The organism is Actinoplanes flavus (assembly GCF_017592555.1).
GTDB lineage: Bacteria > Actinomycetota > Actinomycetes > Mycobacteriales > Micromonosporaceae > Actinoplanes > Actinoplanes flavus.
The window spans coordinates 174,730-196,525 of sequence record NZ_JAGFNS010000001.1; the positions used below are offsets into that span (position 1 = coordinate 174,730).

Annotated in this window: 26 protein-coding genes; 11 read left to right on the plus strand and 15 right to left on the minus strand. The window is 71.9% G+C overall.

What is annotated here, in order from left to right; all coding sequences use genetic code 11:
* Positions 1-38: 38 nt before the first annotated feature.
* Positions 39-539, plus strand: coding sequence for a DUF3093 domain-containing protein (locus J5X75_RS00835; protein WP_208465191.1), 501 nt, complete (start codon positions 39-41; stop codon positions 537-539).
* Here J5X75_RS00835 and J5X75_RS00840 read toward each other — a convergent pair.
* Both J5X75_RS00840 and J5X75_RS00845 read right to left on the minus strand, forming a co-directional pair.
* Positions 502-1,314 (minus strand): hypothetical protein, encoded by an 813-nt coding sequence (locus J5X75_RS00840; protein ID WP_208465192.1) that lies wholly within the window; start codon positions 1,312-1,314, stop codon positions 502-504. The genes J5X75_RS00835 and J5X75_RS00840 overlap by 38 nt on opposite strands.
* Before the next feature lie 145 nt (positions 1,315-1,459).
* Positions 1,460-1,756 carry a DUF4193 domain-containing protein gene (locus tag J5X75_RS00845; protein ID WP_014446959.1) on the minus strand — a complete coding sequence of 99 codons (297 nt, stop codon included), beginning with the start codon at positions 1,754-1,756 and terminating at the stop codon, positions 1,460-1,462.
* Positions 1,757-2,091: 335 nt separating this feature from the next.
* Between J5X75_RS00845 and J5X75_RS00850 the strand changes: the two genes are divergently transcribed.
* Positions 2,092-2,640, plus strand: coding sequence for a LytR C-terminal domain-containing protein (locus J5X75_RS00850; RefSeq protein ID WP_208465193.1), 549 nt, complete (start codon positions 2,092-2,094; stop codon positions 2,638-2,640).
* Positions 2,641-2,644: 4 nt separating this feature from the next.
* On the opposite strand, the gene J5X75_RS00855 is transcribed toward J5X75_RS00850, so the two are convergent.
* A complete protein-coding gene (locus tag J5X75_RS00855) occupies positions 2,645-3,466 on the minus strand; it encodes an inositol monophosphatase family protein (RefSeq protein WP_208465194.1) in 822 nt (273 codons plus the stop codon).
* 253 nt (positions 3,467-3,719) lie between these two features.
* On the opposite strand from J5X75_RS00855, the gene J5X75_RS00860 reads away from it, so the two are divergent.
* Both J5X75_RS00860 and J5X75_RS00865 read left to right on the plus strand, forming a co-directional pair.
* The gene (locus tag J5X75_RS00860; RefSeq protein ID WP_208465195.1) at positions 3,720-5,294 is read left to right on the plus strand and encodes an RNA polymerase sigma factor; all 1,575 of its coding nucleotides are present in this window, start codon (positions 3,720-3,722) and stop codon (positions 5,292-5,294) included.
* 246 nt (positions 5,295-5,540) lie between these two features.
* Positions 5,541-5,783 carry a DUF7455 domain-containing protein gene (locus J5X75_RS00865; protein WP_183216247.1) on the plus strand — a complete coding sequence of 81 codons (243 nt, stop codon included), beginning with the start codon at positions 5,541-5,543 and terminating at the stop codon, positions 5,781-5,783.
* 78 nt (positions 5,784-5,861) lie between these two features.
* Here J5X75_RS00865 and J5X75_RS00870 read toward each other — a convergent pair whose 3' ends face one another.
* The 5 genes from J5X75_RS00870 to J5X75_RS00890 all read right to left on the minus strand — a co-directional run bounded on the left by J5X75_RS00870 (position 5,862) and on the right by J5X75_RS00890 (position 9,299).
* Positions 5,862-6,086, minus strand: coding sequence for a helix-turn-helix transcriptional regulator (locus tag J5X75_RS00870; RefSeq protein ID WP_208465196.1), 225 nt, complete (start codon positions 6,084-6,086; stop codon positions 5,862-5,864).
* Positions 6,086-6,583: a hypothetical protein gene (locus J5X75_RS00875; protein WP_208465197.1), complete on the minus strand. Its 498-nt coding sequence runs from the start codon at positions 6,581-6,583 to the stop codon at positions 6,086-6,088. The genes J5X75_RS00870 and J5X75_RS00875 overlap by 1 nt, the downstream gene beginning before the upstream one ends.
* 47 nt (positions 6,584-6,630) lie before the next feature.
* Entirely contained in the window at positions 6,631-8,361 is a 1,731-nt protein-coding gene (locus tag J5X75_RS00880) for a DEAD/DEAH box helicase (protein WP_208465199.1), read from the minus strand.
* Positions 8,362-8,452: 91 nt separating this feature from the next.
* Positions 8,453-9,067 (minus strand): trimeric intracellular cation channel family protein, encoded by a 615-nt coding sequence (locus J5X75_RS00885; RefSeq protein WP_208465200.1) that lies wholly within the window; start codon positions 9,065-9,067, stop codon positions 8,453-8,455.
* A 7-nt stretch (positions 9,068-9,074) separates the two neighbouring features.
* Positions 9,075-9,299, minus strand: coding sequence for a DUF3039 domain-containing protein (locus tag J5X75_RS00890; protein WP_183217188.1), 225 nt, complete (start codon positions 9,297-9,299; stop codon positions 9,075-9,077).
* A gap of 103 nt (positions 9,300-9,402) precedes the next feature.
* Between J5X75_RS00890 and J5X75_RS00895 the strand changes: the two genes are divergently transcribed.
* Together J5X75_RS00895 and J5X75_RS00900 are read left to right on the plus strand one after the other, a co-directional pair.
* Positions 9,403-10,356 carry a pseudouridine-5'-phosphate glycosidase gene (locus J5X75_RS00895; RefSeq protein WP_208465201.1) on the plus strand — a complete coding sequence of 318 codons (954 nt, stop codon included), beginning with the start codon at positions 9,403-9,405 and terminating at the stop codon, positions 10,354-10,356.
* An 80-nt stretch (positions 10,357-10,436) separates the two neighbouring features.
* Positions 10,437-11,318, plus strand: coding sequence for a carbohydrate kinase family protein (locus tag J5X75_RS00900; RefSeq protein ID WP_208465665.1), 882 nt, complete (start codon positions 10,437-10,439; stop codon positions 11,316-11,318).
* Between the two features lie 141 nt (positions 11,319-11,459).
* Here J5X75_RS00900 and J5X75_RS00905 read toward each other — a convergent pair whose 3' ends face one another.
* Positions 11,460-11,840: a DUF3099 domain-containing protein gene (locus J5X75_RS00905; protein WP_208465202.1), complete on the minus strand. Its 381-nt coding sequence runs from the start codon at positions 11,838-11,840 to the stop codon at positions 11,460-11,462.
* Between the two features lie 67 nt (positions 11,841-11,907).
* A complete protein-coding gene (locus tag J5X75_RS00910) occupies positions 11,908-12,486 on the minus strand; it encodes an HhH-GPD-type base excision DNA repair protein (protein ID WP_208465203.1) in 579 nt (192 codons plus the stop codon).
* Between the two features lie 42 nt (positions 12,487-12,528).
* Between J5X75_RS00910 and dtd the strand changes: the two genes are divergently transcribed.
* Positions 12,529-12,948 carry a D-aminoacyl-tRNA deacylase gene (gene dtd / locus J5X75_RS00915; RefSeq protein ID WP_208465204.1) on the plus strand — a complete coding sequence of 140 codons (420 nt, stop codon included), beginning with the start codon at positions 12,529-12,531 and terminating at the stop codon, positions 12,946-12,948.
* On the opposite strand, the gene J5X75_RS00920 is transcribed toward dtd, so the two are convergent.
* The gene (locus J5X75_RS00920; RefSeq protein ID WP_208465206.1) at positions 12,945-13,733 is read right to left on the minus strand and encodes a sporulation protein; all 789 of its coding nucleotides are present in this window, start codon (positions 13,731-13,733) and stop codon (positions 12,945-12,947) included. The two genes, dtd and J5X75_RS00920, sit on opposite strands and share 4 nt — an antisense overlap.
* Positions 13,734-13,967: 234 nt before the next feature.
* On the opposite strand from J5X75_RS00920, the gene sigB reads away from it, so the two are divergent.
* Positions 13,968-14,957 (plus strand): RNA polymerase sigma factor SigB, encoded by a 990-nt coding sequence (gene sigB / locus J5X75_RS00925; protein WP_208465666.1) that lies wholly within the window; start codon positions 13,968-13,970, stop codon positions 14,955-14,957.
* 3 nt (positions 14,958-14,960) lie between these two features.
* On the opposite strand, the gene J5X75_RS00930 is transcribed toward sigB, so the two are convergent.
* Positions 14,961-17,507, minus strand: a complete 2,547-nt coding sequence (locus tag J5X75_RS00930; RefSeq protein WP_208465207.1) for a bifunctional acetate--CoA ligase family protein/GNAT family N-acetyltransferase — start codon at positions 17,505-17,507, stop codon at positions 14,961-14,963.
* Between the two features lie 2 nt (positions 17,508-17,509).
* Entirely contained in the window at positions 17,510-18,691 is a 1,182-nt protein-coding gene (locus J5X75_RS00935) for an acetoin utilization protein AcuC (protein WP_208465209.1), read from the minus strand.
* Between the two features lie 151 nt (positions 18,692-18,842).
* On the opposite strand from J5X75_RS00935, the gene J5X75_RS00940 reads away from it, so the two are divergent.
* Complete coding sequence (locus J5X75_RS00940; protein ID WP_307797898.1) at positions 18,843-19,529, plus strand: iron-dependent transcriptional repressor DtxR; 687 nt, start codon at positions 18,843-18,845, stop codon at positions 19,527-19,529.
* On the opposite strand, the gene J5X75_RS00945 is transcribed toward J5X75_RS00940, so the two are convergent.
* Both J5X75_RS00945 and J5X75_RS00950 read right to left on the minus strand, forming a co-directional pair.
* On the minus strand, positions 19,526-20,086 hold the full coding sequence (locus J5X75_RS00945; protein WP_208465211.1) for a hypothetical protein: 561 nt from the start codon (positions 20,084-20,086) through the stop codon (positions 19,526-19,528). The genes J5X75_RS00940 and J5X75_RS00945 overlap by 4 nt on opposite strands.
* 70 nt (positions 20,087-20,156) lie before the next feature.
* Positions 20,157-20,396 carry a DUF5522 domain-containing protein gene (locus tag J5X75_RS00950; RefSeq protein ID WP_307797899.1) on the minus strand — a complete coding sequence of 80 codons (240 nt, stop codon included), beginning with the start codon at positions 20,394-20,396 and terminating at the stop codon, positions 20,157-20,159.
* A 44-nt stretch (positions 20,397-20,440) separates the two neighbouring features.
* Between J5X75_RS00950 and J5X75_RS00955 the strand changes: the two genes are divergently transcribed.
* Both J5X75_RS00955 and J5X75_RS00960 read left to right on the plus strand, forming a co-directional pair.
* The gene (locus J5X75_RS00955) at positions 20,441-20,899 is read left to right on the plus strand and encodes a MerR family transcriptional regulator (protein WP_208465213.1); all 459 of its coding nucleotides are present in this window, start codon (positions 20,441-20,443) and stop codon (positions 20,897-20,899) included.
* Complete coding sequence (locus tag J5X75_RS00960; protein ID WP_208465214.1) at positions 20,896-21,795, plus strand: alpha/beta fold hydrolase; 900 nt, start codon at positions 20,896-20,898, stop codon at positions 21,793-21,795. The genes J5X75_RS00955 and J5X75_RS00960 overlap by 4 nt, the downstream gene beginning before the upstream one ends.
* Position 21,796 lies beyond the last annotated feature (1 nt).

A 21,796-nucleotide genomic window follows, 5' to 3' on the forward strand; every position in this document is an offset into this window, starting at 1 on the left:
CCGCGCCCCGCCACGGAGGCGCGCCGTACCCTTCGAGGGTGACACCCGAGTCCCCGGTCCGCACGGTGGCGGCCCATCAGGAACGCCTCGGCCTGCCGTGGTGGGCCTGGCCCGCCGCTCTCGCCGCCGCCGCGATCCTCGCCGTCGAGATGGTCCTGGGCGTGCCCGCGCTGCCCGCCTGGCTGCCGTTCGTGGTGCTGCCCCCGCTCGGTGTCCTGCTGCTGCTCCCGCTGAACCGGCTGCGCGTCGAGGTGACACCGGAGGAGTTCCGGGTGGACGACGCCCGGCTGCCGGTCGAGTTCATCTCCGGCGTGGTGGCGCTGGACGCCGCCGGCAAGCGGGAGGCGCTGGGTGTCGGCTCGCACCCGCTTGCCTTCGTGGTGCAGCGCGCCTGGATCGGCCCGGCGGTGCAGGTGCTGCTCGACGACCCGGCCGACCCGACCCCGTTCTGGGTGGTCAGCACCCGGCGCCCGGTCGAGCTGGCCACCGCCCTGCTCGAGGTCAGCGGCCGAGCGCGGGCCGAGCGGGCGGCGTCCTGAGGGCCTTCCTCCGCAGGTCGTCGTGCACCTTGTCGCCGACCGCCCGGGTGGCCCGCCGGTTCAGGTAACTCGCGACCACCGCGCCGGTGAGCATCGGCCCCAGCGTGGTCAGGTTCCGGCCGAACCGCTTCATCAACGACTTCTGCAACTCGCTGCGGGACGCCGTGCTGAGCACGGTGGCGACCCCGACGCCGGGCACCATGGGGTTGACACCGCGCTGCCCGGACCACGCCTCGATCAGGCGCAGGGCACGCTCGCCGGCGTCGCCGGTGATCGGCCGGCCGTACAGCTCGTGGAGCTCCCCGATCAACTTGATCTCGATCGCCACCACGGCGACCGTCTCGGTGGCCAGCAGCACCGGCACCGAGAGCAGGGTCGGGGCGGCGACCCACTCGACCGAGGCGATGCCGCCACCGGCCGCGCCCACCCCGGCGGTGGCCCGGGCGGCGTTGCGGATCAGGCGCTCGGCCAGCTCCCCGTCGTCCATGCCGGGGAAGTGCCGGCGTAGCGTCTCGCGGTCCCTGATCGGCACGTGCGGGGCCAGATCGGCGACCGTGTCGGCGACCCACCGCAGTGCCGCCCGCGGCCGGAACACCCGGCCGATCCCCCGCCCGCGAAGTTGCCCGGCCAGCCGGCCGAGCAGCCGGCGCCGGCCGCCCTGCTCCAGGTCGTCGGCGGTGAGGGCCGCGACGGTGCGGCCCACCGCCTCCGGAGCACGGGGCACGACGGGCTCGATCTCGGCGCCGGGTTCGGTCGCGCGATCCGGATGGCTCATCGTCGTCCTTCCCGTGGTCGTCACCGGCCTGTCAGTGCCCGGTCACGCCCCAGGGTCAAACCCCGTGTCAAACAGCGGCGGGAACGCCGTGGGCCCGACCGCGGAGACCGCGACCGGGTGGTGACGCGACCTGCGCGCGAGTGCGTCAGGCGCACTCGCGGCAGATCAGCTCCCCGTTGCGCTCCGTCGCCAGCTGGCTCCGGTGGTGCACGAGGAAGCAGCGGGAGCAGCGGAACTCGTCGGTCTGCATCGGCAGGACCTTCACGGTGAGTTCCTCGTCGGCGAGGTCGGCGCCGGGCAGCTCGAAGCTCTCCGCCACCTCGACCTCGTCGACGTCCACTGCGCCCGACTGCGAGTCGGCGCGACGGGCCTTGAGCTCCTCGAGGCTGTCCTCGCCGAGGTCGACCTCATCGCGACGCGGTGCGTCGTAGTCGGTGGCCATCGGTCTTCACTCTCCTGTATCGATGTGTCACTTTGGCGTTTGTAACGCCGATGACAAGGTTTCGGTTCCCTGTTTCGGTGGACGATTTCTGACACCAGAAACCGGTCTGCCGGGCGCGGAACCTTACCCCTGTCGCGGCAGGCTTGTACGCGCTCTGGCGGCACATTGTTCCCGATGTGACTGAGGCGACATCAAAGTAGGGGCACCAGCCTCTGGATCATCGTCAACGCGCCGGAAGCATTCCCTGTTTCCCAGCCCCTGGCGGACAGACGCTAACCTCTCGACAGGTCCGGGCGCCTCACCCGGGCCCGCCGTCCGATCCTGGAGCCTGCCCCATGAGCTTTGCCCGCGTCCGAGCGCTCGTCGTCGTCGGCGTGCTCGCCGTGGCCGCAATCGTGTTCGTCGTCGTCGCCCTTTTCCGGGACACGCAGCGCAACACCGCGAACGGCAGCGACTGCCCGGCCGGCGCCCCGCTGGCCGACATGCGGCTCCCGGACGATCCGGCCGAGATCACCGTCAAGGTGTTCAACGGGACCAACCGGGCCGGCCTGGCCGATCAGGTGACCACCGAGTTCAAGAACCGGCGCTTCACCGTCCAGGACCCGGGCAAGAGCAAGACCAAGTTCAACGGGGTCGCCGAGGTCCGGTTCGGCCCCGACGCGGCCGGCAAGGCCCAGCTCATCCGGGCGTACTTCCTGGCCCAGTCGAAGATGGTCTACAACGCCAAGCGCAAGGGCGACGTCATCGACATCGTCATCGGCGACCAGTTCCAGCAGCTGGCCACCACGACCGAGGTCAACCAGTCGCTGGTCGAGGTGGGCGAGCCCACCCTCCCGCCGGGCGCCTGCGTCAAGCCGGTCGAGGCGACCAAGGACCCGGAGTAGGCCGTCACGGGCCACCGGCCGCGTCCAGCTCCACCAGGGCGTCGTGCAGGGCCGGGAAGATCGCCGGCGGCGCGGCCACCAGCATCGTGCGGCCGGCCGGCGCGCCGGCCAGCCCGGCCACGGTGAGACCGGCCTCGGCCGCGATCAGCCCGCCCGCCGCGTGGTCCCACGCGTTGAGACCCTTCTCGAAGTACGCGTCCAGCTGCCCCTCGGCGGCCATGCAGAGGTCCAGGGACGCCGCACCGAATCGCCGGATGTCACGCACTCGGGTGATCAGACCGGCCAGCACGGCGCCCTGATGGGCCCGTCGCCGCGCGTCGTAGCCGAACCCGGTGCCGACCAGGGACTGGTCCAGCGTGGTGCGCACCGAGCCGCTGAGCCGCCGCCCGGCCCGCCACGCCCCGCCGCCCCGGGTGGCCGTCCACTCGTCGCCGGTGGCCGCGTTGACGACCACCCCGGCCACCACCTCGCCGTCCCGCTCGGCGGCCAGCGAGACCGCGTACTGGGGCAGTCCGTACAGGTAGTTCACCGTGCCGTCGATCGGGTCGAGGATCCACCGGACGGCGCCGGGCGCCACCTCGGCGGAGTCGCCGTACTCCTCGCCGAGCACGCCGTCGCCGGGCCGCTCGGCCAGCAGCGCCTCCACGACCTGCCGCTCGACCGCCTTGTCCGCCGCCGTGACGACGTCGGTGTCGGTGCTCTTGGTCTCGACGTCGCCGATCGCCGCGGCGCGCATCCGCCGGGCCGTGCCGGCCGCCTCCCGGGCCACTCGGACCGCCAGGACCAACAACTCATCGGGTGTCGATGCCACCGGAATCTCGCTCACGTATGGGTCCTTTCCGCCGATAGCATTCTCTCGCCAGGCGTCTCTGACGAGGTCGTCGGCCCCCGGCGGCGTGCTGTGGGCGGAGGATCTCGGTAAGCGGCGCTACAATTCACCCCTGCACCCGCTTCACGGACACCGACCACCGGGACGGTCCGTGACCCGGGGGTCCCCAAACCGACTCCGGCGACACTCGCCCCCGCGTGCTGCGCTGGACCTGGCCGTGCCCTATCTCATCGCCTCCGGAAGGTCATTCGTGACAGAAGCCCACCAGAACGGTGCCGACGTTCGCTCTCTCACCGAGGCCTTGATCACCCATGCGCAGGGTGCTGGCGGGCAACTGACCTCGGCACAGGTCGCGCACACGCTCGAGTCAGCCGCGGTCAACCCGGCGCAGGCCAAGAAGATCCTGCGGGCTCTGGTGGACGCCGGCATCACCGTCGTGGTCGACGGATCGGCCAGCACCCGCCGGCCGAAGGTGGCGGCGGCTCGCGCCACCACCCCGGCGTCGCGTGCCACCACCGCCAAGACCGCGCCGGCCAAGAAGGCGGCGCCGGCGCCCAAGCAGGCCGCCCCGGCCGCCGAGGGCGACGCCCCGGCCGCCGCGCGCAAGGCCGCTCCGGCCCGCAAGGCCACCGCCGCGGCCGCCAAGGCCGCTCCGGCCCGCAAGGTGACCGCCGCCAAGGCCGGCCCGGCCAAGGCCGCCAAGCCCGGCGAGGGCCCCGAGGGCGAGGAGATCGATCCCGAGGAGCTGGCCGCCGAGATCGAGGACGTGGTGGTCGAGGAGCCGCCCGCCATGGTCGCGGCCGCCGCCACCGACGCCGCCAGCTCGGCCACCGACGGCGACTTCGAGTGGGACGACGAGGAGTCCGAGGCGCTCAAGCAGGCCCGCCGGGACGCGGAGCTCACCGCCTCCGCCGACTCGGTCCGCGCCTACCTCAAGCAGATCGGCAAGGTTCCGCTGCTCAACGCGGAGCAGGAGGTCGAGCTCGCCAAGCGGATCGAGGCCGGCCTGTACGCCGCCGAGCGCCTGCGGGCCGCCGAGGAGGGCGAGGAGGCGCTCGAGCGCAACTTCGAGCGCGACCTCAAGTGGATCAACCGGGACGGCGAGCGGGCGAAGAATCACCTGCTCGAGGCCAACCTGCGGCTCGTCGTGTCGCTCGCGAAGCGGTACACGGGCCGGGGCATGGCGTTCCTCGACCTGATCCAGGAGGGCAACCTCGGCCTGATCCGCGCCGTCGAGAAGTTCGACTACACCAAGGGCTACAAGTTCTCCACGTACGCCACCTGGTGGATCCGGCAGGCCATCACCCGCGCCATGGCCGACCAGGCCCGCACCATCCGCATCCCGGTGCACATGGTCGAGGTGATCAACAAGCTCGGCCGGATCCAGCGCGAGCTGCTCCAGGACCTGGGCCGCGAGCCCACCCCGGAGGAGCTGGCCAAGGAGATGGACATCACGCCGGAGAAGGTGCTGGAGATCCAGCAGTACGCGCGTGAGCCCATCTCGCTGGACCAGACGATCGGCGACGAGGGCGACAGCCAGCTCGGTGACTTCATCGAGGACTCGGAGGCGGTCGTCGCGGTCGACGCGGTCTCCTTCTCGCTGCTGCAGGATCAGCTCCAGCAGGTGCTGCAGACGCTCTCCGAGCGGGAGGCGGGCGTGGTCCGGCTGCGGTTCGGCCTGACCGACGGCCAGCCGCGCACGCTCGACGAGATCGGCCAGGTCTACGGGGTGACCCGGGAGCGGATCCGGCAGATCGAGTCGAAGACGATGTCGAAGTTGCGTCACCCGTCCCGGTCGCAGGTTCTGCGCGACTACCTCGACTAGGACCTTTGGTCAACATTGCGTGTCCGATTGGTCACCACCCGTACATCAACGGGTGGTGATCAGACCGTTGTGCAGAAGTGATCGTTGACGTGGCACCCTTGGATCACGGCACACTAGCCGGAACCAACGTGTGACCCTGGTCCCCCCGGGGCACCTTGGGAAGGCTGCAACGGTGCAGGGTGTTGCACGATGTGTGAGCAGTAGCCGAGGAACATGTTCATCGGTGACGAACAGAGGAGGAAGGCGATGACCCCGACCCTCACGCCGCCGGCCGGAAGTCTGGCCGGCCCCGCAGCCGATGAACGGTGCGACCGCTGCAATGCAGCCGGGAAGCTCCGTTTGACCCTGGCGGGTGGTGGAGAGCTGGTGTTCTGCGGCCACCACGCCAACCGGTACGCCGAGGACCTGGTGAAGATCGCGGTGCAGTACGCGGCCGATCCCGAGTTCACCTGGCGCGGCGCGGACATGATGTCGAACTCCAGCAACTAGCAGCGGTCCCCCAACCGATACGTGTGACGAAGAGAGGGCGCTTCCCCTGCAGGGAGCGCCCTCTCTGCTGTGCCCGGCTCAGTGGCCCCAGAGGTCCTCGACGGTGACACCCAGCGCCCGGGCCACCTTGATGGCCAGGTAGACCGAGGGGGCGTAGTCGCCGGTCTCCATCGCGATGACGGTCTGCCGGCTCACCTGGATCTCGGCGGCCATGCTCTGCTGGGTCAGCCCGGCCGCCTTGCGGGCGTCCCGGATCCGGGCGCCGGTCGTGCCGTCGGACTCGGCCGCCCGCACCGGGGCCATCAGTCGTCGTCCCCGACGAGCAGCGCGTCCCGGCGGCGCACGCGGCGGGTCTGCACGGCCTGGATCACCGCACCGGCGGCGAGGCCGATGAGCGAGCCGATGAGGGCCGAACGCCAGACGTCCGACTCCGGGTAGGCGTGGTAGAGGAAACCGACCCCGAACGCCACATAGGGGGCGCCCAGCAGGGTCGAGATGAGCAGGCGCTTGCCGCTCCACACCCGCGGCGTGGTGTCGACCCGGCGGCTCTGCACGTAGATCGAGCTGAAGCCGATCGGCACCAGGAAGACGGCGAGCAGGATGAGCAGCGGCCAGGCGACCGGCTCGCCGACGGTCCAGACCAGGGCGGTGGCCGTCCACGGGACGACGATGGCCTGGAGCTGGAAGGCGACGGTGACGGCCTCGTACCACCGCAGGCGCTCGCGCTCGTCGCGGCCGTAGAGGTCACCGTCGAAGTCGAGGTTCCAGCGAACGAATCGATCCATCAGCGTCGTGGTCATGCGTCCATGATGATGTTAAGTCGACTTGACGTCAAGTCCTCTTTACATCAGAACGTCTGGATCGTCGCGATCCGCTCCTCCAGCTGCTCGATCGTGGCCTGCGCGCTGGGCGGCCCGCCGCAGATCCGGCGAAGCTCCGCGTGGATCTTCCCGTGCGGCAGGTTGGTCCGGTGGTGATGCGCCGCCACCAGGGTGTTGAGCTGACGGCGCAGGCTGTTGCGGCGCTCGCCCGCGCTCATCGGCACGACCGGCTCCCGGGTCGCGGGCTCCTGGTTCCTCGCCTCTTCCGCCTGCCGCCTCGACGCGGCCGCCATCTGCTCCTGCTGCCGCTTGTTCAGCAGGGTGGTCACCTGGTCCGGGGTGAGCAGGCCGGGCAGCCCCAGATAGTCGGCCTCCTCGGGGGTGCCGGTCCGGGCCGCCATACCGAACGAGGTGCCGTCGTAGATCACCTGATCCAGCTCGGCCGTGGCGGACAGCGCCTCGAACTTCTTGTCCAGGTCGCCCAGCGCGTCCTCGGACTTCTGCGCCCGCTCGATCAGTTGGTCGTCCAGGCCGTCGGGGTCCTTCGGCGCGCCCAGGACGTGGTTGCGCTGGGCCTCCATCTCGCTGGCCAGCCCCAGCAGGTGCGGCACGCTGGGCAGGAAGACGGTGGCGGTCTCGCCGGGGCGCCGGGACCGCACGAACCGGCCGATCGCCTGCGCGAAGTAGAGCGGGGTGGAGGCGCTCGTCGCGTACACCCCCACGGCCAGGCGGGGGATGTCGACGCCCTCCGACACCATCCGGACCGCGACCATCCAGCGCTGCTCGGACGCGGCGAACTCGGCGATCCGCCCGGAGGCGCCCTCGTCGTCGGAGAGCACCACGACGGCCGACTGGCCGGTGAGGTCGTGGAGAAGCTTCGCGTACGCCCGGGCCGACTGCTGGTCACTCGCGATGACCAGGCCGCCCGCGTCCGGCATGCCGTGCTCGCGGATCTTGGTGAGCCGGGCGTCGGCGGCCCGCATGACCTGCGGCATCCAGTCGCCCCGGTGGTCCAGGGCGGTACGCCACGCCTGCGCCACCAGGTCCTTGGTCATCGGCTCACCCAGCCGGGCGGCCAGTTCGTCACCGGCGTTGGTGCGCCAGCGGGTCTCCCCCGAGTACGCCATGAACAGCACCGGGCGGACGACCTGGTCCCGGAGGGCGTCGGCGTACCCGTACACCGAGTCGGCGTGGGACCGCTGGACACCGTCAGAGCCCCGCTCGTACGACACGAAGGGGATGGGGTTCTCGTCGGACCGGAACGGGGTCCCGGTGAGCAGGAGACGCCGTACAGCGGGCTCGAAGGCGTCCTTGACCCCGTCGCCCCAGGTACGCGAGTCACCGGCGTGGTGGATCTCGTCCAGGATCACGAACGTGCGCCGGGTGATGGTGCGCCGTTTGTGCACGGCCGGCGCCATGCCGACCTGGGCGTACGTCAGGACGGCGCCGTGGAAGTCCCGCGACGAGTGCACGTCCGAGTTGCGGAAATGCGGGTCCAGCTGGATGCCGACCCGGGCCGCGGCGTGCGCCCACTGCGTCTTGAGGTGCTCGGTGGGACACACCACGGTGACCGCGTCGCAGGTCCCGTCGACGAGCATCTCGGCCGCGATCCGCAGAGCGAACGTGGTCTTGCCGGCGCCGGGCGTCGCCACGGCCATGAAGTCCTCGGATCGGCGACGCAGGTACGTCACCATCGCCTTGCGCTGCCAGTCCCGCAGCGGCGGAAAGATCTCCAGGTTCGGCACAGGCGGGCTCAAGCTGCGGTGATCCCTTCTCCATGGAAAAACCCCCGCGATGAGAGGCGCGGAGGCGGGCTTCAGCATAGCCACGTGAGGTTGCGGAGCGGGTCTACGGCGCCGCCACCGGAGCCGACCAGCGGCGGTGGAGAGCGAGCAGCCGGACCCCCGTCATCAGGGCCGCGGAGACGGCCAGCGGCAGCAGGCCGGTGAGCTGGAACCGGTGCAGGACCGCCACCAGCACGGCGCCGCCGAGCGCGACCACCGCGTAGATCTCTCGTTGCAGGACCGCCGGGATCTGCCCGGTGAGCAGGTCGCGGGTCAGGCCCCCGCCGATTGCTGTGAGCATCCCCACGAGACAGGCGCCCACCTCCGGGACGCCGACGTCGAGCGCCTTGAGCGTGCCGGTCACGGTGAACAGGCCCAGGCCGGCGGCGTCCAGCGCCAGCACGCTGCGCCGCACCCGGTGCAGCGCCGGGTGCAGCCAGAAGACCGCGACCGAGGCGGCCACCGCGGTCACCGCGTAGCGCCAGTCGGCGAACGCCAGCGGGGGCGCCGCGCCGATCACCAGGTCGCGCAGGATGCCACCACCGAGCGCGGCCGCGAAGCCGACGAACGCGACACCGAACAGGTCGAGTCGTTTCGCGACGGCGGCCGAGGCGCCCGAGGCGGCGAACACCGCCACACCGATCAGGTCCGCGACGAGCAGTGCGTTTCCGCCCGTCACGCCCGGATCAGGCCTTCATGGCTTCGTAGATCTCCTTGCACTGGGGGCAGACGGGCGACCCCGGCTTCGGCGACTTGGTCACCGGGAAGGTCTCGCCGCAGAGAGCGATCACATAGGTGCCCATGACGGCACTCTCAGCGATCTTCTCTTTGCGGACGTAATGGAACATCTCCGGCCCGGTGTCGGCGTCACGGGTCTCCGGACGCTCCAGGATCTGGGTGCTCACGGTTATCTGCCCTTCGGGAAATCAGCAAAGCCTCAGCGGCCAAGTCTGACACCTCACGCCTGGTCGGTCCAACGACAACGCAGGGGGTCCGGCCCGTACGGTAACCAGCGTGACGACTGACTTCGCGATTCGATACGGCGAGCATGTGACCCGTGCCCGCCGGGACGGCCGGCCGGTGGTGGCGCTGGAGAGCACGATCATCTCCCACGGCCTGCCGCACCCCGACAACATCCGGGTGGCCCGGGAGATCGAACAGGCCGTCCGGGACAACGGCGCGGTCCCGGCCACCATCGGCATGATCGGCGGCGAGGTGATCGTCGGGCTGGAGGACCATCAGGTCGAGCGGCTGGCGTCGGCCGAGTCGGTGGCCAAGCTCTCGGTGCGGGACCTGGCCGTCGCCGCGGCCCGGCGCGCCGACGGGGCGACCACGGTGGCGGCCACCAGCGCGATCGCCGCGGCCGCGGGCATCGGGGTGTTCGCCACCGGCGGCCTCGGCGGGGTGCACCGCGAGGCGAACGTCACGTACGACGAGTCGGCCGACCTCACGGCGCTTGCCCGTACCCCCATCGTGGTGGTCTGCGCCGGGGTCAAGTCGATCCTCGACGTGGGCGCCACCCTGGAGCGGCTGGAGACGCTGGGCGTGTCGGTGGCCGGCTTCCGCACCCGGCGCTTCCCCGGCTTCTTCATCACCGACGGCGGCTTCGACCTGGACTGGCAGCTGGACTCGCCGGAGCAGGTGGCCGACTTCATCCGGGCCCGGGCCGAGCAGGGCGTCTCCGAGGGGGCGCTGGTGCTGGCCAACCCGCTGCCCACCGACGAGCAGCTGGACCCGGCACTGCACGACCGGACCCTGGCGACCGGCCTGAACCTGCTCGCCGAGCAGAACATCACCGGCAAGGCGGTCACGCCGTTCCTGCTCGGCCACTTCCACTCCAGCACCGAGGGCCGGAGCCTGGCGGTCAACATCCGGATCATCCTGCGCAACGCCGCGCTGGCCGCGCGGATCGCGGTGGCCACCAGCAGCGGGTCGTCCGCGCCGGTCGGATTCGCCGTCCCGGCGTGACCGCGGCCCGCCGGACGGATCCGGCCGGCTCCCCGGCTGGTCTCCGGGCGCCCGGGACGTCTCCCCGGGCCGGCCGGGGTCTGGTGATCGTCGGCGATCTGGTCACCGACGTCCTGGTCGAGCACCACGGGCCGATCCGGGCCGGCTCGGACACCGACGCGACGATCCGGATCGCCGGTGGCGGCCAGGCCGCGAACACGGCCGCCTGGCTGGCCCACGCCGGCCGGGCGGTCACCCTGGTCGCGGCGGTCGGCGACGACCAGGCCGGCCGGGACCGGGTCGCCGAACTGGAGGCGGCCGGGGTGTCCTGCGCCGTCCGGGTCCATCCGGACGCCGCGACCGGCAGCGTGGTGGTGCTCACCCAGGCCGCCGAACGCACCATGATCACCGATCGGGGCGCGTCGCTGCTGCTCGATCCGGACCACGTCACCGCGGCGGTCACGGCCGTGCCGGCCGACGGCCACCTGCATCTCTCCGGCTATCCCCTGCTGCACTCCGGGTCGCGCCCGGCGGGCCTCGCCGCCCTCACCGCCGCGGCCGCGAGAGGACTCACGGTGAGCGTCGACGCGGCCTCGGCGGCCCCCTTGCGCGACGTCGGGGCCGATCTCTTCCTGGCCTGGGTACGGGGAATCGACCTGCTCCTGTGCAACGCCGCCGAGGCCGAGGTGCTCGCCGGGCCGGGCAGTCCCGCCGAACAGGCGGAACGGCTCGCCCGGCAGGTCCGCAACGTGGTCGTCAAACGCGGCGCGGACGGGGCGCTCTGGCACGGGCCGGACGGCGCCTTCCCGGTGGCGGCCGAGGCGGCGGCGGTGCGGGATCCCACCGGCGCGGGTGACGCCTTCGCGGCCGGGCTGCTCGCGGCGTGGTGCTCGGGCGCCGGGCCGGAGGCGTCGCTGCGGGCGGGCACCGTGCTGGGGGCGACCGCGGTGTCCGGAGCCGGGGCGCGGCCGGCGATCCGCTGAACGGCCGGGTGCGGCCGACGGGCGGGACCCGTGCAGGGCTCACCCGGCCGGCCGGCCCGCCTCTTTCGACGATCGGGTGCGCGTACGGCGTACCCGATCGGGGCTGGGCGGAGACGCGAAGCCGGCGGCGCGCCGCCGAGATCAGTCGGTGCGGCCTCGCGTCTCCTCGACCACCTCGGCGTCGATGGTGATGTGGTCCGGCTCGGGGGCCGGCTGGGTGAGGGCGCGCCGGGTGTCCTCCCGGGCCGCGGCGTCGGCGGCCCGCTCGGCCTTGCTCTTGGGTGGCCGGTCGTTCGCGATCAGCACCGCCATCCAGGGCAGGAGGACCATGCCGAGCGCGCAGAGGGCCAGCCACAGCGGGAGCAACGGGACCCGGGCGCTGATCAGGATCGCGCCGAGGATCAGGCATCCGGCACGCACCGACATCATGGTGACGTAGCGGATCTGCCGGCTGCGGAGCTGGTCCTCCTGGCTGGTGGCGGCGTCGGTGATCAACACCGGACGCTCCGGGTGTCTCTTCACGCGAGGTCTCCGATCGACCCCGCCATCCTCGCACCGGACGGGCCGTCCCGCCCACCGGGTCGGGACCTCAGGCCTCCTTGGCCGCTTTCGCCTCGGCCTTGGCCTGCTTCTTGTAGGCGCGCACCCGGGCCAGCGAGTCGGCGTCGACGATGTCGGCCACCGACCGGTACGACCCCTCCTCGCCGTAGCCGCCGGCCGCCTCCCGCCAGCCCTCCGGCCGCACGTCGTAGAGCTTGCCGAGCAGCGCCACGAAGATCTGCGCCTTCTGCTTGCCGAAGCCGGGCAGGGCGAGGATCCGGCGGTACAGCTCGGCGCCGGTCTTCGCGTCGCGCCACAGGTTCGCGGGGTCGCCGGCGTACTGGTCGGCGATGATCCGGCACACCTCCTGGGCCCGCACCGCCATCGCCTTGGGGAACCGGTGCAGGGCCGGCGGCTCGGCGAAGATCGCGATCAGCCGGTCGGGGTCGAAGTCGGCGATCTCGGTGGCGGTCGGCTCGTGCCCCAGCCGCTGCGCCAGCACCCACGGCGAGGTGAACGCCTTCTCCAGGGTGATCTGCTGGTCCAGCACGATACCCAGGGTCACGGCGAGCGGGTCGCGGTTCAGGAGGTCGTTGGCTTCGGCCGGGACCGGCAGGGAGAACGTCACGCCCTCATGATGGCAGGTCGGGCTCCGGTACCGTCCACGGTCATGCGCGCAGTGGTACAGACGGTGAGCCGGGCGAGTGTGACGGTCGGCGACGAGGTGGTCGGCAAGATCGAGGACGGTCTGCTGGTCCTGGTCGGGGTCACCCACGACGACACCCCGGCCAAGGCCGCCGAACTGGCCCGCAAGACCTGGGAGCTGCGGGTGCTGGACGACCGGTCGGCCGCCGACGTGGGCGCGCCGGTCCTGGTGGTCAGCCAGTTCACCCTCTACGGCGACGCCCGCAAGGGCCGCCGCCCGAGCTGGAGCGCGGCCGCGCCGGCCGAGATCGCCGAGCCGCTCGTCGAGGAGTACGTGAAAGCACTGCGCGCCCGGGGAGCGACGGTCGAGACCGGCCGCTTCCGGGCGCACATGCTGGTGGAGAGTGTGAACGTGGGACCCTGCACGGTCCTGCTGGAGCTCTAGAAGAACAGCCCCCGGCGGGAGGCCGACTGGCGCAGCCACTGGTCCAGGCGCGACACCCAATCCACCTGGTCGGCGGTGGCGTAGTCGACGTCGAAGCTGCCGAACGCGTCGTGCCCCTCGGTGAAGACGCCGCCGCGCTTGTCCAGCTCCAGCACCACCTGGAGTTTCTGCGGCGTGGGCAGGAAGGTCAGCTCCAGCTGGTTGATGCCGCTCGCGTACTGCGGCGGCGGGTAGAACTCGATCTCCTGGTAGAACGGCAGGTGCTGCTCCACCCCGTAGACCCGGCCCTTCTCCACGTCGGCCTTGCTGAACCGGAAACCGATCTGGAGCAGCGCGTTGAGGATGCGCTCCTGGGCCGGCAGCGGATGCACGGCGACCGTGTCGAGATCCGACTTGTCGACGGCGCGGGCCACCTCCAGCTCGGTGGCGAGACCCATCGTCATGCCGTGCAGATGCTGCCCGTACACCTCGGTGATCGGGGTCTGCCACGGCACCTCGAAGCGGAACGGCACGTCGTGACGCACGCCCGGCTCGAGCTTGAACGAACCGGTCAGCCGCTGCCGCTGGAACTCCTGGTTCGACTGGTACTCACTGTCGCCGCTCTCCACCTCGACCCGGGTGGTCAGGGCGATCGCCACATATTCGATATCCACCGCGTGGTCGCCGCCGACCACGTGGACGTGCCCCTCGAGGAAGCCGCCCGGATAGGTGTTGGGGTTGGTCAGCACGGTGTCGACCGACGGCCCACCGACGCCGAGCGCTTGCAACATCTTCTTGAAGACCACGCAGATCCCCTCCTAGGGCCAAGCACATTATCGGCCTGCGGCAAGTGTCCCGGTGCCTCGAACGCCCGGGTTGTCGGCTTGACGACCACAGGGTTCTCCCCGATTCATGCCACCTGGACGCTGGCCTCACCTCCGCTTAACGCGCCTCGGACGAAGCTAGCCCTCACACCGGCACGCAGCGGCTGGTTCGCACGAGACGTTATCGCGGGGAGGGGACTCAAAGTGGTCCTGGAGATGAAGGCGTCGGAGTCCACGGTCGTCGAGGACATCGTGACCGACGAAGTCGAGACGCTGGCCGACCTGGACGCGACCGACGAGCGGGGCGTCTCGGCCGACCTGGTCCGCGCCTACCTCAACGGCATCGGCCGGACCCGGCTGCTCACCGCCGTCGAGGAGGTGACGCTCTCCAAGCGCATCGAGGCCGGCCTGTACGCCGAGGAGAAGCTGCCGTCGGCGCCCGCCGACCTGGCGCCCCTGCTGCGGGTCATCGTCACCGAGGGCAAGGCCGCGAAGAACCACCTGCTGGAGGCGAACCTGCGCCTGGTGGTCAGCATCGCGAAGCGGTACACGGGACGGGGCATGGCGTTCCTCGACCTGATCCAGGAGGGCAACCTCGGCCTGATCCGCGCCGTCGAGAAGTTCGACTACACCAAGGGCTACAAGTTCTCCACGTACGCCACCTGGTGGATCCGGCAGGCCATCACCCGCGCCATGGCCGACCAGGCCCGCACCATCCGCATCCCGGTGCACATGGTCGAGCAGGTCAACCGCATGGTCCGCTGCCGCCGCGACCTGGCCGCCACGATCGGCCGCGAGCCGAGCATCGCCGAGATCGCCAAGGCCATGGACGTGCCCGAGTTCCAGGTCATCGAGCTGATCTCGTACGACCGGGAGCCGGTGAGCCTGGACCAGGCGGTCGGCGAGGACGGCGAGAGCGCCCTCGGCGACTTCGTGGCCGCCGTCGACCCGAACGTGCCCGGCGAGGGCCACACCCAGGGCGAACTGCGCAGCGAGGTGGAGATCGTGCTCAGCACCCTCTCCGAGCGGGAGTCCGCGGTGATCCGGCTGCGCTTCGGCCTGGACGACGGCCGCCAGCGCACCCTGGACGAGGTGGGCCGCGAGTTCGGCCTGAGCCGCGAGCGGATCCGCCAGATCGAGAAGGTCACCATGCTGAAGCTGCGTGACCCGGAGCGGGCCTCCCGCCTCGAGGCCTACGCCGGCTGATCCTCAGACCCTCCGCAACCTCCGGGGGCCGGTGTCCGGCCGCGCCCCCGGGTCACCGAACTCGACGGCCGCGTGCAGGACGGTCCAGCCGTCCGGCCGGGCCAGCACCGGGTTCAGGGTCAGCGACCGGACCCGCGGGTGCTCGTCGGCCAGCCGGCCCACCCGCAGCAGCAGGTCGATCAGGGCGGCCCGGTCCACCGGCGTGGAGCCACGGTAGCCGTGCAGCAGCGGGGCCGCCCGGGGCTCGTCGACCAGCGCCTCGGCCGCGCGGTCGGTGAGCGGCGCGGCCCGCCAGGCCAGATCGCCGAGCAGCTCACTGGCCACACCGCCGAGCCCGAAACCGATCACCGGGCCGAACGCCGGGTCCTCGACCATCTCGACGACACAGGCGACGCCCGGCGGCACCATGGTCTGCACCAGCACGTCCGGACCGAAGGCGCCGGCCAGTTCGCGGTACGCCGCGCGTACCCCCTCCTCTCCGGACAGGCCGAGGCGCACCGCGCCGAGGTCGATCCGATGGCGCAACGCACCGCCCGCCGCCTTGAGGGCGACCGGATAGCCCAGCTCGGCCGCCGCGGCGACCGCCGCGTCCCCGTCACCGGCCCGCACCGCCGGCACCACCGATATGCCGTAGGCGGCCAGCAGCCCGGCCGGGTCCTCCGCGGTCTCGGCGGCCACCGGATCCACGCCGGACAGCTCGGGCAGCACGCCCGGTGGGCGCCGCAGCCAGTCGGCGTAGTCGGCCACCCGGGACAGCGCGCGGACCGCCTCCTCGACCGACGGATAGCCGGGCACCCGCGGCGGGGCCTGCCCGAAGACCATCGTCGCGACGGTCGGCTTCTCCCCGGCCAGGGCCACGCTCGCCAGGGCCGCGGCGAAGTCGGCGTCCTCGTCGGCGTGCCGGCCGGGCACCGGCGGGGCGAAGACCACCAGCAGCGCGTCCACCCGGTCGTCGACGGCCGCGTCGGCCAGCGCGTCGGCGAGATCGTGCGCGCCGGCGTCCGGACCGGTGTCCAGCGGGTAGCCGTCGGCCACCAGAAGACCGGCCGACCGGCAGGCGACCACGGCCAGCTCGGCGAGCGCCGACGAGTTGCCGACCACGGCGACCCGCCGGCCGGCCGGCAGCGGCTGGTGGGCCAGGATCATGCCGACGTCGAAGAGCTCCTGCACCGTGTCGACCCGGATGACGCCGGAGCGGGCGAACAGGGCGGTCACCGCGTGCGCGTCCGGGCCGGGCGTGTCGCCGGCCAGACCGGGCGGGCGGGTCGCCGAGGCCACCGCCACCACCGGCTTGACCCGGCTCATCCGGCGGGCCAGGCGGGCGAACTTGCGCGGGTTGCCGAAGGTCTCCAGGTAGAGCAGCACCACGTCGGTGCCGGGGTCGTCCTGCCAGTACTGGAGCAGGTCGTTGCCGGAGACGTCGGCGCGGTTGCCGGCCGACACGAAGCTGGACAGGCCCAGACCTCGGCGGTCGGCCTCGGCCAGCAGCGCCACGCCGAGCGCGCCGCTCTGGCTGAAGAAGCCGACCCGCCCGGCGGTCGGCAGGCGCGGGGAGAGGGTGGCGTTCAGGCGTACCCCGGGGTCGGTGTTGGCGATCCCGAAGCTGCTCGGGCCCACCACGCGCAACCCCGCGGCCCGCGCGGCCTCGATCAGGCCGCGCTGCTGGGCGGCGCCGTCCGGGCCGGTCTCGGCGAAGCCGGCCGAGACCACCACCGCGCCGCCCGCTCCGGCGCGGGCCGCGTCGCGCCCGGCCTCGGCGACCCGGTCCGCGGGCACGGCGATCAGGGCCAGGTCGATCGGGACACCGGCTTCCGAGGCCTTCCGGTACGCGGTGAGCCCGGCCACCCGCTCGGCGGACGGATGCACCGGGACGATCTCGCCGGTGTAGCCGCCGTCGCGCAGGTTGCCCAGGATGTGCGCGCCGATCCCGTGGCCGGTGGCGCTGGCGCCGTAGACGGCGATGCCCCGGGGCGCCAGCAGCCGGGCGATCGACCGGGCCTCCGTGACGTGCTCGCGGGACTCCTGCACCTCACGGGACTTCTCGGTCGGCTCGATCGGGAAGCCCAGGTGGACCACTCCGTCGGCGTAGCGGCGCTGCACCTGGTAGCCGGAGTCGCCGAAGACCCGCAGCATGCCGCTGTTCTCCGGCAGCACCTCGGCCACGAACCGGGTGATGCCGTGCTCGCGGGCCGCGTCGGCGAGATGCTCCAGCAGCACCGAGCCGATGCCCCGGCCCTGGAGCGCGTCCTCCACCACGAAGGCGACCTCGGCCTCCGGTGAGTCCGGGCCGAGCCGTTCGTACCGGCCGACCGCGGTGATCCGGCCGCCGGCGACGGTGACGAACGCCTCCCGGTCGCGATGGTCGACGTTCACGAACCGGTGCAGGTCGCGTTCCGGGATCCGGGGGTACGGCGAGAAGTAGCGGAGGTACCGGGTCCGGTCGCTCATCCGGGAGTGGAAGTCCACGATGGCCGGCGCGTCCTCCGGCCGGATCCGGCGCAGATGTGCCGTGGTGCCGTCGGAGAGCAGGACGTCCGCGCTGCGTTCCACCGTCAGTCCCGGGGGTCGTGCGGGTCCAGGCCGTGCAGCGGGAAGACCGCCGTACGGGTGGCGAGGATCGCCCGGTCCACGGCGTCCTCGCTGGTCCCCGGCCAGGGCTCGACCGGTGGCTCGGCCCCGTCGGTCATCGTCTCCGGGACGGTGGTCCCCGGCCGGCGGGACCCGGCCAGCGCACGCCACGGCTGCGGGATCCGGGTCTGCGGGGGCAACGGGTCGCCGGTGACCACCGCGAGCAGGTGCGCCCAGGCCCGGGGCACCACCTCGACCAGGGCGTACCCTCCGCCGCCGGTGGCCACCCAGCGACCGTCGCAGACCTCGTCGGCCAGGGCCCGCATGGCGATGTACGCGGCGCGCTGGCCGTCCACCGACAGCCGCAGGTCGGCGAGCGGGTCGAGCCGGTGGGCGTCGGCGCCGCACTGGCTGACGATGATCTCCGGGGCGAAGGCGCGGACCACCGACGGGACGATCGCGTGGAAGGCCCGCAGCCATCCGGCGTCGCCGGTGGACGGTGGCAGCGGCACGTTGACCGCGGTGCCCTCGGCGTTCGGCCCACCGATCTCGTCGGCGAACCCGGTGCCGGGGAACAGCGCCAGCGGGGTCTCGTGCAGGCTCACCGTGAGCACTCGTGGGTCGTCGTAGAAGGCGGCCTGCACCCCGTCGCCGTGGTGCACGTCGACGTCGATGTACGCCACCCGCCGCGCCCCGTTCTCCAGCAGCCAGGCGATCGCCACCGCCGGGTCGTTGTAGACGCAGAATCCGGCGGCCCGGGCCGGCATGGCGTGGTGCAGCCCACCGGCCACGTTGACCGCACGACGGGCCGCACCGTGCCAGACGGCCTGCGCGGCGGCCAGGGTGGCGCCGCAGATCCGGGCGGAGGCCTGGTGCATGTCGTCGAAGACGGGGTTGTCCGGTGTGTTCAGTCCCCAGCCCGTGAAGAAAGGATCTATCGGGGCGAGACGGACGGCGTCCAGATAGTCGGCGCGGTGCACCCGGGTGAGATCGAGATCACTGGCCGGCTCGGGAGTGATCATCTGAACGCCGGGACGGTCCAGAACGCCTAATTCGCGGGCGAGTGCCATGGTGAGTTCCACTCGCACCGGATTGAGCGGATGGTCGCCCATGTCATAGTCCAGCAGGGCACTGTCCCAGACCACCGCCGCCACGTCGTCCGCCATGACCGTCATGCTGCCATGTGACACCGTCCCCCGGACGGGCGCGACGTGCCGTTAGCACAGGTGTTCCGGCGTCGGGTAGGGTCGGACGGCACCTGTCCGGGGCGGAGGTCAACCCCCCGCAACGCGTTATTATCGCTGCTGGGAGGACCGCATCGTGAACGATCTCGTCGATACCACCGAGATGTACCTTCGCACCATCCTCGAGCTCGAGGAAGAGGGTGTGCCCGCACTTCGCGCCCGGATCGCCGAGCGCCTGCATCAGAGCGGTCCCACGGTCAGCCAGACCGTCGCCCGGATGGAACGGGACGGCCTGCTCACCGTCGAGGGCGACCGTCATCTCGTCCTGACCGAGCTGGGCCGCACCAGCGCCGTCGCGGTCATGCGCAAGCACCGCCTCGCCGAGCTGCTGCTCGTCAACGTCATCGGCATGCCCTACGAGGAGGCCCACGAGGAGGCCTGCCGGTGGGAGCACGTGATGAGCGACTCCGTCGAGAAGCGGGTCTACGAGCTGCTCAACAAGCCGACCCGCTCACCGTACGGTAACCCGATCCCCGGCCTCGAACAGCTCGGCGCCGTGGACGACGCCGCCGAGGTCCTCACCCGGGGCGAGCGCAACCTCGCCTTCCCCGGCCTGAGCGGCAGCGTCGAGATCCGCCGCATCTGCGAGAGCGTGCAGACCAACTCGGACGTGCTGCGCCAGCTGCACGCCGCCGGCATCAACCCGGGCACGACGGTGACCGTGGCGCAGGAGCGCGACGGCGTGACCATCGACCGCTCCGGCGACAAGATCCGGCTGCCGCGCGAGGTGGCGTCCCGGGTGTTCGTCGCCGCCCGCTAGCCGTTGGTGGTGCTCAGGGCCTTGGCGAGTTCGAGCAGCTTCGCGTTCATGTCCTTCACCTCGGCCGCCGGCGCGTCCTTGGCGAAGGTGAAGCGCAACGTCTGAAGCTGCTTGGCCTCGCTGAGCCAGCCGATCTCCACGGCCGGCCCGTGGGCCGCGGTGGCCTTCATGGTGAGCCGGTAACCGGCACGCCCCAGGCCACTCAGCTTCGTCGCCTTCGCCGGCATCCGCTCGCTCAGGAAGATGTCGGCGTTCGCCTTCGTGGTCTCCACCACCGACAGCGTCAGATCCGGCCAGGCGGCCTCCAGCGTCTGCACCACACAGCTCGACGTGTCCTGCACCTGGTCCGAGGCGGCCACCGCGAAACGCACACCGGTGGTCTGCTCGATGAGCTCGTAATCCCACAGGATGCAGGCCCCGCCGGCCGCCGCCGCGGGCTCCTCCACGATCTCCTCGGCCGGAGCCGACGCGGTGACCACGGTGGTGTCCCCACCGTTCTGGCAGCCCGCGGCGGCGAGCAACACCACGGCGCCGAGCAGAGCCAAACGCGTACGCACTAAGCGATCCTTCCCGGGGAACGAGCGGACACACCGTACTGGGCGGCCCGGTGGCAGCGGAAGAGGGTGATCACGCGTCGGTCACGTACGGACAGTGACGGCAGCCTCGGGTACAGCAGGTGCCGCGCTCAGCCAGGAAACCGGCGGTCAGAACGAATAACCCGGAAACCGGATCCAGGTAACCGGGCTGACCGCCGGCCAGGGCCGCGGCGTGGGCGGCGAGGATCTCCGAACGGCGCGGATGGTCCGGCGCCAGACGGCTGGGATGAGGTTCGGTCAACGGACGCGGGGCCGGTTCCACGCCCGGAATGCTATCGCTTGACACTTGCTGTCAAGTAGGGACAGGATGGCCTCATGGACCTCGCCGGGCAGCTGTTCCGCCTGTTGGACAACCGCCTGTTCGACCCGCTGGAGATCCTCCTGGAGGACGCCCGGCCGGGTGACGCGGTCCGCCCGCTCCTGCGCCACCGGGTGCTCGAGTGGACCCGCGTGCTGGAGGGCGACGACGACGCGGCGGCCGTCCACGTGATCGCCCGGCTGATCGGCACGCTCTATTCCGACGATCACGCCTTCCATCCACCGGCCGACTGGTGGCGCACCCCGCTCGGCCGCGTCGTGGCCCGCCGGGTCGGTCACCCGTTCGCGACCACGGTGTCCCTGTCCACCGCCGGCGCGATGCTGGGCATCAGCCGGCAGGGTGTGCACGACCTGGTGCGCCGGGGTCGCCTGCCCCGCCATCCGGACGGTGGCGTGCCCGTCTCCGCCATCCGCGACCGACTTCGCGACAACCCTCCCACCGAGGAGTCCTCATGATCAACGACCGACTGATCGACGCCGGCGAGGTTCAGCTGGCCGTCCGCGACTTCGGCGGCGACCAGCCGCCGCTGCTGCTCCTGCACGGCGCCGGGGGCAACCTGGCGCACATGACCACGCTGGCCCGGGCGCTGCGCCCGCACCACCGGGTGGTCACCCTCGACCTGCGAGGGCACGGCCGCTCCGCCGACGGCTCCTGGACGTGGGAGGCCGCCCTCGGCGACCTGGCCGCCGTCTGCGTCCAGCTGGAGCTGGAGCGGCCGGCGGTGGTCGGCCATTCGCTCGGCGGCATGCTGGCCGCGCTGTGGGGTCAACGCCACCCGGAGTCCCCGGGCATCGTGAGCCTCGACGGCAACCCGCCGCCGACCAGGCCCGAGCAGCTGCCCGGGCTCGACCCGGAGAAGGCGACGGCCGAGCTGGCCCGGCTGCACGCGGTCTTCGACGCCATGCAGGCCGCCGCCGGCCAGGTGATCCCGGCCGACCAGCTGCCCGATCTGGTGGAGCGGCAGCAGATGGCGGCCCGCGACATGGGCGCCAACGAGAAGGTGTGGATCGAGGCCTTCCGGCGCAACCTCGTCCACCAGCACGGTGACACCTCGATCCGCCCGTCGGCCGAGCTCACCGCCCAGCTGCGGACCGCGATGAACGAGCTGGACCTGACCCCGGTGTACGCCGCGACCACCTGCCCCGAGCTGGTCGTGCTGCCCACCCGCAACCTGCCCGAACAGGAGCCCTTCGCCGAGCTGTACGAGGCTCACCGCCGGTTCCTGGTGGAGCAGGCGCGGGCCGTGCCGCACCTGCGCCACCTGTCGCTGGCCGACGCCTCGCACGCCATGGTGATCGAGCAGCCGGCCGCCCTGGCCGGGGTGATCACCGACTTCCTCGGCTCCCACTAGA